We start from the raw sequence: 15,240 nt of genomic DNA, 5'->3' as shown, positions 1-15,240 counted from the left end.
GGTCAGTCCCTCGCAAGGATGGTGGTGGAATGATTATTGCCGCCCAGGCCCGCGACCGCGCAGACGCGGGCGTCGGGCACCTGGCGGTCGCCCTCCTGCCCGCGCAGCTGGCGCACCGCCTCGATCAGCAGGTTGATGCCGGGGACATAGCCGCCCGACATATGGCCGCCGCTGGTATTGACCGGCATCCGCCCGCCCGGTTTGGCGTGGCCGGCGGCGTAGAAGCGCGCGCCTTCGCCGCGATCGCACAGGCCCAGCATCTCGGTCTGGACGATGGCCGAGATGGAGAAGCCGTCATAGACCTGGGCGAGGTCGAGATCCTTGGGATCGACCCCGGCCATGGCATAGGCCTGCGCGGCCGAATCCCAGCCGGGATAGTCGAAGGTGCAGGGTTTCTGCGTGAACAGCACGCCATGGGGGTAATTATTGTAGCCGATGCCGACGCCCTGCACCGATATTACCGGATGGGGCAGGTCGCGGGCGGCCTCCACCGCGCTCACCACATAGGCGCCGCCGCCATCGGTGGTGAGGCAGCAGTCGGCGACCCGCAGCGGGGTCGAGATCATCGGCGTCTGGCGATAGGCGTCGAGGTCCATCGGATCGCGCTTCTGCGCGCTCGGCGTGAGCGCCGCCCAGGCACGATATGTCATCGAGACCGAGGCCAGTTCCTCCTCGGTCATGCCGAATTCATGGGCGTAGCGATTGGCCATGGTCGCGAAATAGGTGGGCTGGCCGAAGAAGCCGGCGGGCATTTCCAGCCCGGCCTTTTGCGGCTCGCGCGCGTGGAAGCCATAGACGCCGCCAGGCTTGGTCGAGCGGATGGCATAGGGGACGAGGACATGGCGGGCGAGCCCGGCCTCGATCGCGAGTTGCGCCAGCCGCAGCGCGTCACCGGTGGTGGCGGTGCCGCCGGCCGTGTCGGCGACGGCGGTGAAGCGCCGGGTGGCGGCGCCGATCGCATGGGCGACCTCCTCCGACGGGTGGCCGACATATTTGTTGCTGACATGGCCGTCGATATCGGCGGGGGTGAGGCCCGCATCGGCGATCGCGGCCAGGCTGGCGCGGGTCATCATCTGCATCACCGTTTCCTCGCCCTTGCGCAGGAACGCGGTTTCGCCAATGCCGGTGATGGCGATTTTGTTGCCCTTCATCATGCGTCCTTGAACCCCTTGCCCTGTGCCACAAGTCGCTCGATCAGCGGCGAAGGGGTGAAGGCAGCGCCATGCGCTGCCTCCAGCGCCTTCAATCGGTCGAGGACGGTGGGAAGCCCCTGGAGATCGGCCCAGAACATCGGGCCGCCGCGATATTTCGGCCAGCCATAGCCGGTGATCCAGACGATATCGATGTCAGACGCGCGCGAGGCGATGCCTTCGTCGAGGATGCGGGCGCCTTCATTCACCATGGCGAAGAGGATGCGGTCCTGGATTCCCGCGTCGCTGACATCGCGGCGGACGATGCCCTGCTTCGCGGCGAAATCCTCGATCACCTGCATCGCGACCGGCGAGGGGGTCTGTTTGCGGTTCTCGTCATAATCGTAGAAGCCGCCCTTCGTCTTCTGTCCGTGGCGGCCCATTTCGTTGAGAATCTCGCGGACATTGGCGGAGCTGGTCGTCTTGGGATTCCAGCCGACATCGAGCCCGACCAGGTCGCGCATCTGGAAATGGCCCATGGCAAAGCCGAAGTCATAGAGCACCTTGTCGACCGCCCAGGGCGTGGCCCCTTCAAGGATAAGCTGGTCCGCTTGCGTATTGCGGGCGGCGAGGATGCGGTTGCCGACGAAACCATAGCCATTGCCGACCAGCACGCCGATCTTGCCGATCGTCTTGGCGAGCTTCATGGCGGTGGCGATGATTTCCGGCTTGGTGTCCCTGGTGCGGACCACCTCCAGCAGCTTCATGACATTGGCGGGCGAGAAGAAATGGAGGCCGACGACGGCCTCGGGCCGGCTGGTGGCGGCGGCGATGTCGTCAATGTCGAGATAGGAGGTGTTGGTGGCGAGGATGGCGCCGGGCTTGGCGATCCGGTCGAGCTTGCCGAACACCTCGCGCTTCACGTCGATCTGCTCGAACACCGCTTCGATGATGAGGTCGCAATCGGCCAGATCCTCCATCGCGATCGACCCGGTGAGCAGGCCCATGCGGGTGTCGACATCCTCGGGCTTCATCTTGCCCTTCTTGGCGGTCGTATCATAATTGCCGCGGATGATGCGCAGGCCGCGGAACAGCGCCTCCTTGTTGGTTTCGACCAGGGTGACGGGGATGCCGGCATTGGCGAAGTTCATCGCGATGCCGCCGCCCATGGTGCCGGCGCCGATGACGCCGACCTTGCCGATCGGCAGGATCGGGGTGTCGGCAGGCAGGCTGTCGACCTTGGCGGCCTGACGCTCGGCGAAGAAGACATGGCGCTGGGCGGCGGACTGGCTGTCGGCCTGCAGTTCGTTGAACAATTGGCGCTCGAAGGTCATGCCCTCGTCAAAGGGCAGGTCCAGGGACGCCTCGACGCAGCGGATGATCGTTTCGGGGGCGTTGAAGCCACGGAACTTGCGGGCATTGGCCTTGCGGAAATCGGCGAAGATTTCGGGCTTGCCGCGCGCTTCGTCCAGCTTCTCGTTGCGGTCCCGGACCTTGAGCAGCGGGCGCCCTTCATCAAGCACGCGCTGGGCGAAGGCGATGGCGTCGGCGCGCAACTGGCCTTCGGTGGCGAGTTCGTCGATCAGGCCCATTTCCTTCGCCGCTTTTGCCGAGACGGGACTGCCGGCGGTCATGAGGTCGAGCGCCTTTGCGACGCCGACGATGCGGGGCAGGCGCTGGGTGCCGCCGGCGCCGGGCAGCAGGCCCAGATTGACTTCGGGCAGGCCGCATTTGGCCGAGGGGACGGCAATGCGATAATGGGCGACGAGCGCGAGTTCCAGGCCCCCGCCCAGCGCCGTGCCATGGATGGCGGCAATCACCGGCTTGGTGGCATTCTCCACCACCAGTTGCAGGTTGCGCAGCGTGGGTTCGACCGGCGGCTTGCCGAATTCGGTGATGTCCGCGCCCGCAAAGAAGGTGCGGCCTTCGCAGATCAGCACCATCGCGCCGACCGCCGGATCGCCGATGGCGGTCTCGACCGCGCTGGCGACGCCCTGGCGCACGGCGTTGGAGAGGGCGTTCACCGGCGGCGAGTTGACCGTGATGACCGCGATGGAGCCTTCCACCGCATAGGTGACGACGTCATTGACCTTCATTCAAGCCTCTGTGCGTTTGGGCGCCCGGCTGGCCGGCGGACTGCGCGGCCAGCACCTGACGGGCGCGTTGGCGGAAATAATGCTGGAGCCCGGCGATCTCTTCGTCGGTCAGTTCCTGGAAGCGCGGCATGCCCCGTTCGCGCAGGATGCCGTTGTGCAGCACATCCTTCATGCTGGCGGTGTCGAGCGGGACGCCCGACTGGAGCAGGTCCGGCGCGGCGCCGCCCGACACGGCGTTGGCGCCATGGCAGATGGAGCAGCGCTGGCCAAAGACGGTGGCGCCGATGGCGGCCTTGGCCGGATCGACGGCGAAGGCGGGATCATCGATCACCGGCATGTCGACGGGATCGACTTTCGGCAGCGCCGCCTTGCCATCGAGGGCGAAGGTCAGGACGCGCCATTGCTGGGTGCGGTAATTCCATTCGCGCGGCAGGCCGATGGCGCTGGGGAAGCGGGAGCCGGCGATGACCGTCACATATTGCCTGCCGCGGGCGCGATAGCTGATCGGTTGGGCCATCACGGCGGTCTGGGCGTCGAACGACCAGAGCGGCTTTCCGCTGGTGGCGGCATAGGCGACGAACTTGCCGCCGGCATTGCCCTGGAACAGCAGGTTGCCGGCGGTGGTCGCGGTGCCGCCGCCGCCGCGCAGGCCGGGCATGGGAATGCGCCAGGCCTCGCTCTGCGTCACCGGGTTCCAGGCGAGTAGGAAGCTGGTGGCGGGGCGATCGGGCGTGACGCCGGGCGGCGGCGCGCCGGTGCCGACGCTGATGCGCTGGCCGTCGAGATGCTTCCAGCCCGCGAGCGGTTCGGCCGGGTCGATATAGACGCGGCCCTGGTCCATCGTCGGGATATAGACGAGGCCGCTGCCCGGATTGAAGGACATCGCCTCGATATTATGGGCGCCGAAGGGCGAGGGATAGACGATCGCCGCCTTGCCGCCGGGATAGCGGGCGGCGGGGTTCTCGATCGGTCGGCCGCTCTTCACGTCGATGCCGCTGGCCCAGTTGACCGGGACGATGTTGCGGGCGGAGATCGGCTTTCCGGTAGCGCGGTCGATGACGTAGAAGAAGCCGTTCTTGGGCGCGTGCATCAGCACGTCGCGTTCCTGCCCGTCGATCTTCAGCCGGGCGAGTTCCATGTCCATCGCCGAGTTGAAGTCCCAGGTTTCGCCCGGATTGGTCTGATAGTGCCAGACATATTCGCCGGTGTCGGCGTCGAGCGCAACGATCGAGCAGAGGAAGAGATTGTCGCCGCCGCCCGGACTGCGGATCTTCTGGTTCCAGGGCGAGCCATTGCCGACGCCGATATAGATGCGGTTATATTTGGGGTCATAGGCCATGGCGTTCCAGGCGGTGCCGCCGCCGCCATATTTCCACCATTCGCCGGTCCAGGTCTTGGCGGCCATCGCCATCGCCTTGTTCTCGAAGCCGAGCTTCGGGTCGCCGGGCACGGTGTAGAAGCGCCAGAGCTGCTTGCCGGTCTTCTGGTCATAGGCGGTGACATAGCCGCGGATCGGGGCGAAATCGGCGCCGCCATGGCCGATCAAGACCTTGCCGTTGAACACCCAGGGCGCGCCGCTGATATAGCGTTCGTCATCCTTGCCGATGGTCTGGGTCGACCAGAGCCTGTGCCCGGTGCGGGCATTGATGGCGATCAGCCGGCCGTCGATCGTGCCGACATAGACGGCTCCATTGTCATAGGCGATGCCGCGACTGCCCCAGGCGCCGCGCATCTTCTGGTCGGCGACCTTCCAGCTTTGCGGGTCATAGGTCCAGAGTTCATGGCCGGTGGCGGCGTCGACCGCGTGGACGACGCTGTAGCCCGAGGCATAATAGAGGATGCCGTCGACCGCGATCGGTGCGGTCAGGCTGGAGCCGCCGCCGTCGATATCCTGATACCAGGCAAGGCCGAGCCGGCCGACGTTATGGTCGTTGATGTCTTTCAGCGGGCTGTAGTGATTTTCATCGATGCCGCCATAGCCGGGCCAGTCGGTACCATCGCGCCGGGCCTGGCCGGAGGGTGTGCAGGCCGCGAGCAGGGCCAGAAACGGCAGAGTGAGGGACGCAAGACGCATGAAGATCAGCCCCCGATCGTCCGGTCGGACGGCCAGAAGCGCTGGCGCAGCGCCTTCTTGTTGACCTTGCCCATGATGGTGCGGCCGATATCGTCGACCATCTCGTAGCCGCGCGGGCATTTATAGCTGGCGAGGCTGGCGCGGCAGAAGGCGTTGAGTTCGTCGGCGCTGGGCGGATCGGCCGGATCGCGCGGGATCACCAGCGCACGGGCTTCCTCGCCCATCTCCGCATTGGGGGCGGCGACCACGGCGATGTCGGCCACCTTGGGATGGCGCAGCAGCACATGTTCGGATTCCGCCGGATAGATGTTGACGCCGCCCGACACGATCATGTCGGACACGCGATCGGTGATGAAGAGATAGCCGGCATCATCGACATAGCCCATCTCGCCCAGGGTGAAGATGCCCGGCGCGATATGGGCGGCGGCGGTCTTTTCCGGGTCGCCGCGATAGACGATGCCATGGCCGCTTGTGTCGCGGAAATAGACCTGGCCGACTTCGTTGGCGCCCAGCTCCGCGCCGTCGTCGCCATAGATGACGGTTTCGAACGGGGCCAGGGCGCGGCCGACCGATCCGGGGCGCTCCAGCCATTCGGGCGAGGTGATGAAGGTGGTGGAGCCGGCTTCGGTGCCGCCATAGGCCTCCACCAGCACCGGGCCGAACCAGTCGATCATCGCCTGCTTGACGGCGCGGGGGCAGGCCGCGCCGGTATGGGCGAGGCGCTGGATGCTGGAAATGTCGTATTTTGCGCGCACCTCTTCCGGCAGGGCGAGCATGCGCTGGAAATGGGTGGGGACCATGACCGATCCGGCGACCCGATATTTCTCGATCAGCGCCAGCGCCCTTTCCGCGTCGAAATGCTCGACCGTGATGAGGCTCATGCCGCCGAACACGTTGCGGGCCATGCCGAGCGGGCCGGTATGGTAGAGCGGGCCGACGGCGATGCCGGGCGAGGGGGTGATGCGGGCGCGCACCGTTTCCGCCAAAGCCTGCACCGTGGCGACGCGCGGGAAATATTGCGGCGGGGTCTCGGTCGCCTTGGGCCGACCGGTGGTGCCGGAGGTATAATGGAGATGGGGCAGCGGTGGCACGCTGGGGTCCGGCTCGGCGGTCGAGGCGGCGGCGAGCCACTCTTCCCAATGGATCACCCCTTCGCGATCGGGGCAGCGCCAGCCGACGACGGTGGCGACGCCAGCCTCGGCCGCGGCGGCGAGGCCCGCCTCCATCGTTTCCGGGCCGACCAGCAGCGCGACGGCGCCGCTGTCCTTGAGGATATAGGCGGCCTCCGACGGGGTGAGGTGGAAGCTGACCGGGACGCTGGAAATGCCGGCCTCCAGACAGGCGACATAGGCGATCACGGTTTCGGCGCTGTTGGGCGCGAAGACCGCGACCCGGCGTTCGTGCAGGTCGAGGCCGTTCAAGGCGTTGGCAGCGCGGTTCAGCAGGTCATCCAGTTGCAGCCAGTCGAGCGAGACGCGCTCGTCGGTCAGCGCCATGTCGGTGCGACGGTCGGGCGCGACAGCCTGGAGGGTGAGTGACATCAGGCGTCCTTTCAGGCGGCCGGCGCGTGGACGGCACGCGCGGCGATGGTGGGGGCGAGATAGCGCAGGGCCATGCGGAAGGAGAGGAGGGCGACGACCGAGCAGACGGTGACGACCACCGCCAGCGACTGGCCCAGCGCGGCTTCCGACCGGAAGACATATTGAGTGAGCGCGGCGACGATCGCCGGGCCGGCGCCCAGGCCCAATATGGTGAAGACGAACAGGAAGAAGGCCAGCATCCGCGCGCGGATCGTGGCCGGCGCGATCAGCCCCATGATCGAGGAGACATAGACCATGAAGGGCACGGTGATGAACTGCGCCACGCAGTAGCAGACCAGGAAGACATAGACGTTGGTGGCGAAGAACATATAGGCGATCACCGGCAGGAAGCCGAGGATCAGCCAGCTGTAGAAACGCAGATGGGCGTCCTTCATGCCGCGCGTGAACAGGCGGTCGACGATCCAGCCGTTGATCACCAGCGACACGGCCGAAACGATGTTCATCAGGCTCAACGCCACGCCATATTGCACCGGCTTCCAGCCGAAATGCCGTTCGATATAGGCGGGCACCCAGTTGGTCATCGAATAGCCGCACATGGCAAGGCAGGATGTGCCGACCAGCATCAGCGCCAGCAGCCGCCAGTTCTGGCGCACGAAGCCGGCGATCGCGCCCTTTTCTGCGACCGGGCGCGCGGCACTGGTCGCGCCGCGGCGGCCGGGTTCGGGGAAGGTGAAGACCAGCAGGGCGATGAGCAGGCCGGGCACGCCGACCATCATCATCACCAGCTGCCAGGGCTGGGCCGGGCCGTGGAAGGGGATATGGATGCCGCTATGCGCGGCGGCGAAGGCGATCGCGACGCCGCCCAGGGCAAATGCTGTCGCTGAGCCGACCTTGCCCGCCATCTGGAAGGTGGAGGTGGCGCGGGTCAGCAGGCGCGGCGGGAAGGCGTCGGCGATCAGCGAATAGGCGGCGGGCAGCAGCGCCGCTTCCCCCACGCCGACGAAGATGCGGCCGACCAGCAGCGCCTCATAGCTTTGCGCGAAGCCGCAGGCCGTGGTGGCGACGGCCCAGAGCGCGACCCCGCCGAATATGATCCAGCGGCGCGAATAACGGTCCGCAGCCCAGCCCAGCGGCAGGCCGAAAATGGCGTAGAAGATGGCGAAGGATGTCGAGGTGATCATGCTGACCTGCACATCGCTGAGCAGCAGATGCGCCTTGATTGGCGTGACCAGCATCGACACGATCAGCCGGTCCACCCAGGACAGGACATAGAGGCCGAACAGCACGGCCACCATCCACCAAGCGGTGCCCAGTTGCTGGGTATCGCGGCCGTCCGGGGCTTTCTCCTGGCTGGTCATTAGCATGATCCTTCCCTTCGCCCTCTTGCGTCTCTCAGCGTTGCGGCAGTGCGTTGAGTTCGGCGATCTTGAGCTTGCCGAGTTGGGCCATGTGGACCTCGTCCGGCCCGTCGGCGAGGCGCAGATAGCGCGCGTTCATGAAGGCGGCGGCAGGCGGGAAGTCGCTGGCCATGCCGATGCCGCCGAACACCTGCATCGCCCGGTCGGCGACCGTCTGGGTCATGCGCGGGGCGACGATCTTGATCGCGGCGATCAGATCCTTGGCGACCTTGTTGCCGTGGCGGTCCATCGCGTCGGCAGCCTTGAGCGTCAGCAGACGGGCCTGTTCGATCTCGCAGAAGGACAAGGCGATATCCTGGCGGATGCTGCCCTGGTCGGCGAGCTTGCGGCCAAAGGCGACGCGGCTGTCGACGCGGCGGGCCATATATTCGAGCGCGCGCTGGGCCTGGCCGATGAGACGCATGCAGTGGTGGATGCGCCCCGGCCCCAGGCGGCCCTGGGCAATCTCGAACCCGCGTCCTTCGCCCAGGATCAGATTTTCCCTGGGCACGCGCACATCCTTGAAGACCATTTCGGCATGGCCGCCGGGCGAGTGGACGGCGTTCATCACGTCGAGCGGGCGGACGATCTCTATCCCCGGCGTGTCGGCCGGGATCAGTATCTGCGAATGCTGCTGGTGGCGCGGCCGGTCCGCATTGGGGGTGCGGCCGAGCAGGATATAGACTTTGGTCAGCGGATCGAGCGCGCCCGAAATCCACCATTTGCGGCCGTTGATGACATAGTCGTCGCCATCGGCGACGATCGTCGTTTCGACATTGGTGGCGTCGGACGAGGCGACGCCCGGCTCGGTCATGACATAGCAGGAGCGGATATCGCCGGCGAGCAGGGGCTTGAGCCACTTCTCCTGCTGCTCGGGCGTGCCGTAGCGGGCGAGCACTTCCATATTGCCGGTGTCGGGCGCGGAGCAGTTATAATATTCGGACGATCCGATCACCCGGCCCATCAGCTCGGCCAGCGGCGCATATTCTAGGTTGGTGAGGCCGGGGCTCCATGCCCCATATTCATGCGGCAGGAACAGGTTCCACAGGCCCGCTTCCTTCGCCTTGGCCTTGATCGTCTCGGTGCCCGGCCAGCGCTGCCACAGATGGGCGGGATCATGGTGGAAATGATCCCGTTCCTTCTCGATCGGATAGACATGGGCGTCCATGAAATCGGTGAGCTGCGCCCGCAGCGCCTGCACCTTGTCGGAATATTCGAAATCCATGCGATCGGTCCTTTTGGGAAATGGGGCGAAGGCGGGCAGGGGGATCAGGTCAGCGTGAGGCCGCCGTCCACGATCAGCGTCTGCCCGCAGATGTAGGTGGAGAGGGGGGAGGCGAGGAACAGGGCGACGCCGGCCATCTCGTCCACCGACCCGAAGCGGCCGAGCGGGATGCGCGACAGCGCGCGGTCGCGCCGCTCGTCATTCTCCATCGTCACCTTGGTCATCTTGGTATCGACCAGGCTGGGGGCGATGCCGTTGACGCGGATGCCCTCGCCCGCCCAGGCGATGGCGAGCGCGCGGACCAGATTGACGGCGCCGGCCTTGGACGCGGCATAGGCGGGGTTGCCGAAGGTCGCCTTGAACCCGCCGATCGAGCTGACGACGATGACGGCGCCCTTCGTGGCGGCCAGCGCATCCTTGAAGCGGTTGGAGATATGAAGGATGGAGTCGAGATTGACCGCCATCACCTTGTTCCAGCCGTCGACCTCGAACTCCTGGCGGCGATAGAGGACGGCGCCCTGCGAATGAATGAGGACGTCGAGCGCATCGAAGGGGGCGGGTGCGGCGGCGATTGCGGCGGGATCGCTGACATCGACCTGGGTATAGCCGATGCCGTCCAGCTCCGATCCCTCCTCGCCGGCATAGTCGGCGGCGCTGGCGCGGGTACCCCAGACATGGACGTGGGCGCCGCGCTTCAGGAAGGCCTGGGCCATGCCATTGCCGATGCCGCTCGATCCGCCGACCACCAGCACCGTCTTTCCGGTGAAGTCCAGTTCATTGCCCAAGGGGGAACATCCTTCCTGCATGTCAGCGGATCAGCGCCTGGGCGCGGTCGAAAAGGTGGATGGCGCGGCTGTGCAGCCGATCGCCGGTGTCGCGTGGGGCCTTGCCGGCGCAGGCGCGGGCATGGGTGCCCTCCAGCAGGATGCCGAGCTTGTAGCAGGCGAGGACATGATACCAGTCGACCGCGGACAGATTGCGCGCGGAGCCGGCGCCATAGCGCGCGACCAGTTCGGCGGGCGTCGGGAAGCCCTCCCACGGCGTGACCGACACGGTGCTGGCGCCGCTGCCGTCGGGCCAGGTTGCCAGCACCCAGCCGAGGTCGAGCAGCGGATCGCCGATCGTCGCCAGTTCCCAGTCGATGATCGCGGCAAGATCGCCGCTGTCGGGGCGGTACATGACATTGGCGAGATGATAGTCGCCATGCATGATGCCGGGCGTGAAATCGGCTGGGCGGTGCCGTTCCAGCCAGGCGGCGATGGCGTCGACGCTGGGCAGCGCCTGCGTCCCGGTCCAGTCGGCAAATTCGCCATAGCCGGCAAGCTGGCTGCGCCAGCGATCGACCTGGCGGCCGAGGAAATTGTCGGGCCGGCCGAAATCGGCGAGGCCCAGCGCCTGATGATCGAGCGCGCCCAATGCGGCGATGCCGTCGACCAGCGCCAGGCCCATAGCATGGCGCATCGCGGGCGACCCGGCATGGGGCATGGGCAGCTGGCCGACCGGATTGAAGCCGTCGACCGGCTCCATCAGGTAGAAGGCGACGCCCAGCACATCCTCATCGCCGCAATCGGCGATCAGCGCGGGATGGGGGACATTGGTGCCGGCGATCGCGCGCAGCAGCCGCGCCTCCCGCCGCATCGTTTCATTGCTGTTGGGGCGGGGGTGTGCCGGCGGGCGACGGAAGATATAATCGCGGCCGTCGCGGGTCAGGCGCAGCAGGATATTCTGCGTCCCCCCGGCAAGCGGCGTCACGTTGTCGATCGGACCGGCGCCAAGCCCCTGATCCGTCATCCACGCCGCCAGCGACTCGATGTCGACCGCTGATTCCACTTAGGCATCCCTCGCTTTTTTCGACTGTTGGCCGTCGATTAGGTCAATTGGATAATGCACTTGACGAACCATCATTGCAATGAGAAATTGCACTCATGGTCAGACTTCAACTCGCCAAGGCCGATGATGCCACCCGCGGATCCGCTGCCGAGCAGATCAAGCAGGTGGCATTACGCCTGTTCGCCGAAAAGGGCGTCGATGGCGTGACCGTGCGCGAGATTGCGGCGGCGGCGGGGCAGAAGAATCACGGTGCCGTCAGTTACTATTTCGGGTCGAAGGAGGCGCTGGTCCGGGTACTGGTGATGGACGGGGCGATGGCGCTGGACCGGGAGCGCAATGCGGCGCTTGACGGGCTGGAGGCGCAGGGCGGGCCGCGCTCGATCCGCGAAGTGGTGGAGATATTGGTGCGGCCGGTGCTGGCGCTGCCCGACCGCCATTATGTCCAGTTCATCGTCATCTTTGCCATGACCCATCGCGACATGATGCTGGATGCGATCGATCCGGCCTGGAACAATGCCTATGGCCGGTGCCTGGACCATTTGCGGGGGATGATGGCGGACCTGCCGGTGGCGCTGCAGAACCAGCGCTTCGTGTTCATGGGGGCTTACCTCAGCGCCGTGCTGTCGGCCCGGCAGCGCGCGCTGGCGGACGAGAGCCGGGCGCATCCGATGTGGGGCAGCGAGGCGAGCGTCGAGCATTTCCTGCAGACGCTGGTAGCGTTGCTGGAAGCGCCAGCGGACCTGCCGGCGGCGATGCTCAGGCAATTGGGACAACGCGGCGGCGCTATTCCGGATCGACCTGGCCCTGTCGGTTGAACCGGGGCGCAATCACAATCAGAACATAGAAGACGAAACAAGCGGAGCGGGATGATGGCAGTTACGGAAAGGATCGGCGAAGCGGAGCACGCGCGCACGGCAGAACTGCTGGCGATGCCGCTGGCCGAACTGATGGCGCAGGCGGCGGCGCTGCGCGACGAAGGCCATGGCCGGGTACAGAGTTGGTCGCGCAAGATCTTCATTCCGCTGACCCAGCTATGCCGCAATCTCTGCCATTATTGCACCTTCTCGCAGCCGCCCCGGCCGGGCGAGAATGCCTATATGACGCGCGAGGAGGTGCTGGCAGTGGCGCGCGCCGGCAAGGCGGCCGGCTGTACCGAGGCGCTGTTCACGCTGGGCGACAAGCCGGAATTGCGCTTCGTCGCCGCGCGCGAGGAACTGGCGCGGCTGGGCCATGACAGCACCCTGTCCTATCTGGCGGAAATGGCGGCGCTGATGCGCGATGAGACCGGCCTGTTGCCCCACATCAATGCCGGGGTCATGAGCCGCGAGGAAATGGCCGGTCTGCGCCGGGTGTCGGTGTCGCAGGGGCTGATGCTGGAGTCGGTGTCCGACCGGCTGTGCCGCAAGGGTGGCGCCCATTATCGCTCGCCCGACAAGGAGCCGGCGGCACGGCTGGAGACGATCCGGCTGGCCGGTGAACTGGCCATCCCTTTTACCACCGGCATCCTGATCGGCATAGGCGAGACGCGCGAGGAACGGATCGAGGCGCTGGAGGCGATCCGCGACCTGCAGGACGGCTATGGCCATATCCAGGAAGTGATCGTCCAGAATTTCCGGGCCAAGGAACGCACGGTGATGGCCGATGCGCCCGAGCCGGACATGGACGATCTGCTGTGGACGATCGCGGCGGCGCGGCTGATCCTGGGGCCGGAGATGAATATCCAGGCGCCGCCCAACCTGTCGGCGGCGGACTTCCCCCGGCTGATGGCGGCGGGAATCAATGACTGGGGCGGGGTATCGCCGGTGACGCCCGACCATGTGAACCCGGAAGCGCCCTGGCCGGCGGTCGAACGGCTGCGCGCGGCGACGGAAGGCGAGGGACGGATGCTGGTGGCGCGGCTGCCCGTCTATCCCGCCTATGCACAGGATAATGACCGCTGGCAGGACCAGGCGATGGTTCGCCATGTGCTGGCCCATGCCGATGCGATGGGCTTTGCGCGCGAGGATGACTGGTCGCCGGGCATCGCGCTGGAGCCGCGCATCACGCGCCCGTCGGCGCTGCCGGTCGATCCCGTGATCGCGGCGATCGTCGACCGGGCGATGACCGGGGCGCTGCTGGAAGAAGCCGAGATCGAGGCGCTGTTCACCGCGCGCGAGACCGACCTGGAACATGTCTGCGCCAGCGCGGACGCGTTGCGGATGCAGGAGATGGGCGACACGATCAGCTATGTCGTCAACCGCAACATCAACTACACCAATATCTGCGCCTATAAGTGCCGCTTCTGCGCCTTTTCAAAGGGCGACAAGGCGGAGGCGCTGCGCGGCAAGCCCTATGACCTGGACCTGGAGGAAGTGGTCCGCCGCACCCGTGAGGCGTGGGAGCGGGGCGGCACCGAAGTCTGCCTGCAGGGTGGCATCCACCCCCATTATACCGGCGACACCTATCTGAACCTGGCCCGCGCGGTGAAGGCGGCGGTGCCCGAAATGCACATCCACGCCTTTTCCCCGCTGGAAGTGTGGCAGGGCGCGGCGACGCTGGGCCTGCCAGTCGAGGATTTCCTGCGCCGGCTGAAGGCGGTGGGCCTCGACACGCTGCCCGGCACGGCGGCCGAGATACTGGATGACGAGGTGCGGGCGATCATCTGCCCCGACAAGCTGGACACGGCGCAATGGCTGGAGGTGATCGAGACCGCGCATCGCGTCGGCTTCACCACCACCGCGACGATCATGTTCGGCCATGTCGATACGCCGCGCCACTGGGCAAGGCACCTGATCCGCATCCGCGACCTGCAGCGGCGGACCGGTGGCTTCACCGAATTCGTGCCCTTGCCCTTCGTCCATATGGAGGCGCCGATGGGCGTGCGCGGCCAGTCGCGCCATGGCCCGACCTTCCGCGAGGTGCGGCTGATGCACGCGGTCGCGCGGCTGGCGCTGCACCCGCATATCCGGTCGATCCAGACCAGCTGGGTCAAGCTGGGGCCGGAAGGGGTGAAGGCCTGCCTGGAGGGCGGTGCCAATGACCTGGGTGGCACGCTGATGAACGAGAGCATCTCGCGCGCGGCTGGCACCCAGCATGGCCAGGAAATGCCACCCGCCGCGATGGAGGCGCTGATCCGGTCGATCGACCGCACGCCCCGGCAGCGCAGCACCGCCTATGGCGGGGTGAGCGAGGATATCCATGCACGCGGAATGACCGCGGCGGAACTGACACCCATGGTCCTGACGCCCCCGCGCAAGCGGCGGCGCGAGGCCGATACGAACCAGGAGAGGTTTGAATATGCAGAATGAGGCTTTGGCGACGATCGCCGTGCTTGGCGGGACCGGTAAGGAAGGCGGCGGCCTGGCGCTGCGCTGGGCGCACAAGGGGCACAAGGTCATCATCGGCAGCCGCACCGCCGAGCGGGCGCAGGAAGCGGCCGACGCGATGAACGCGACTTTGGGTGGCAATTCGGTCGTCGGCGCCGCCAATCCCGATGCGGCGGCGCAGGCCGACATCATCGTGCTGGCCGTGCCCTATGCTGCGCAGCAATCGACGGTGAAGGATGTCGCCGACGCGCTGGCGGGCAAGATATTGATCGACGTGACCGTGCCGCTGGTGCCGCCCAAGGTCAGCCGGGTGCAGTTGCCCGAGGGCGGATCGGCGGTCGAGGCGGTGCAGAAGATGCTGGGCGATGGCGTCCGCGTCGTGTCCGCCTTCCAGAATATCAGCGCGCATCATCTGACCAAGCTGGACGAGGAGATCGAGTGCGATGTGCTGGTCTGTGCCGACGACAGCGAGGCGGCGGACCAGGTGGTGGCACTGGCGCAGGAAATCGGCCTGCGCGCCTGGAATGCTGGACCCTTGTGCAATTCGGTTGTTGCAGAAGGACTTACGTCGGTCTTGATTGCGCTCAATCGGCGGTACAAGGTGCCCGGATCGGGTATTCGCATCACCGGAGTGTAAGCTGC

Annotated in this window: 11 protein-coding genes; 3 read left to right on the top strand and 8 right to left on the bottom strand. The window is 66.4% G+C overall.

Annotation, left to right across the window (positions count from 1 at the left end):
* Positions 1-2 precede the first annotated feature (2 nt).
* The 8 genes from JQK15_RS06450 to JQK15_RS06415 are packed head-to-tail and all read right to left on the bottom strand — an operon-like array spanning position 3 to position 11,293.
* On the bottom strand, positions 3-1,151 hold the full coding sequence (locus tag JQK15_RS06450) for a thiolase family protein (RefSeq protein ID WP_214864317.1): 1,149 nt from the start codon (positions 1,149-1,151) through the stop codon (positions 3-5).
* On the bottom strand, positions 1,151-3,226 hold the full coding sequence (locus JQK15_RS06445; protein ID WP_214864315.1) for a 3-hydroxyacyl-CoA dehydrogenase NAD-binding domain-containing protein: 2,076 nt from the start codon (positions 3,224-3,226) through the stop codon (positions 1,151-1,153). Before JQK15_RS06445 ends, JQK15_RS06450 begins: the two co-directional genes overlap by 1 nt.
* On the bottom strand, positions 3,213-5,300 hold the full coding sequence (locus JQK15_RS06440) for a PQQ-dependent dehydrogenase, methanol/ethanol family (protein WP_214864313.1): 2,088 nt from the start codon (positions 5,298-5,300) through the stop codon (positions 3,213-3,215). The genes JQK15_RS06445 and JQK15_RS06440 overlap by 14 nt, the downstream gene beginning before the upstream one ends.
* 5 nt (positions 5,301-5,305) lie before the next feature.
* Positions 5,306-6,841 carry an AMP-binding protein gene (locus tag JQK15_RS06435; RefSeq protein WP_214864312.1) on the bottom strand — a complete coding sequence of 512 codons (1,536 nt, stop codon included), beginning with the start codon at positions 6,839-6,841 and terminating at the stop codon, positions 5,306-5,308.
* A gap of 11 nt (positions 6,842-6,852) precedes the next feature.
* A complete protein-coding gene (locus tag JQK15_RS06430; RefSeq protein WP_251007614.1) occupies positions 6,853-8,199 on the bottom strand; it encodes an MFS transporter in 1,347 nt (448 codons plus the stop codon).
* 34 nt (positions 8,200-8,233) lie between these two features.
* On the bottom strand, positions 8,234-9,463 hold the full coding sequence (locus JQK15_RS06425) for an acyl-CoA dehydrogenase family protein (RefSeq protein WP_004212312.1): 1,230 nt from the start codon (positions 9,461-9,463) through the stop codon (positions 8,234-8,236).
* A 44-nt stretch (positions 9,464-9,507) separates the two neighbouring features.
* The gene (locus tag JQK15_RS06420; protein WP_214864308.1) at positions 9,508-10,248 is read right to left on the bottom strand and encodes an SDR family NAD(P)-dependent oxidoreductase; all 741 of its coding nucleotides are present in this window, start codon (positions 10,246-10,248) and stop codon (positions 9,508-9,510) included.
* Positions 10,249-10,270: 22 nt separating this feature from the next.
* A complete protein-coding gene (locus JQK15_RS06415; protein WP_214864305.1) occupies positions 10,271-11,293 on the bottom strand; it encodes a phosphotransferase family protein in 1,023 nt (340 codons plus the stop codon).
* Between the two features lie 95 nt (positions 11,294-11,388).
* On the opposite strand from JQK15_RS06415, the gene JQK15_RS06410 reads away from it, so the two are divergent.
* Genes JQK15_RS06410 through npdG form a run of 3 tightly spaced genes read left to right on the top strand, consistent with a single transcriptional unit; the run spans position 11,389 to position 15,235 of the window.
* Entirely contained in the window at positions 11,389-12,108 is a 720-nt protein-coding gene (locus JQK15_RS06410) for a TetR/AcrR family transcriptional regulator (protein WP_214864303.1), read from the top strand.
* Between the two features lie 51 nt (positions 12,109-12,159).
* Entirely contained in the window at positions 12,160-14,580 is a 2,421-nt protein-coding gene (cofH, locus tag JQK15_RS06405; RefSeq protein ID WP_214864301.1) for a 5-amino-6-(D-ribitylamino)uracil--L-tyrosine 4-hydroxyphenyl transferase CofH, read from the top strand.
* Positions 14,570-15,235 carry an NADPH-dependent F420 reductase gene (gene npdG, locus JQK15_RS06400; RefSeq protein WP_214864299.1) on the top strand — a complete coding sequence of 222 codons (666 nt, stop codon included), beginning with the start codon at positions 14,570-14,572 and terminating at the stop codon, positions 15,233-15,235. Before cofH ends, npdG begins: the two co-directional genes overlap by 11 nt.
* Positions 15,236-15,240: the final 5 nt, after the last annotated feature.

The organism is Sphingobium sp. BHU LFT2, from assembly GCF_018604485.1.
In the GTDB taxonomy this organism is placed as follows: Bacteria; Pseudomonadota; Alphaproteobacteria; order Sphingomonadales; family Sphingomonadaceae; genus Sphingobium; species Sphingobium yanoikuyae_A.
This window is presented reverse-complemented; position numbering and strand designations above follow the sequence as displayed.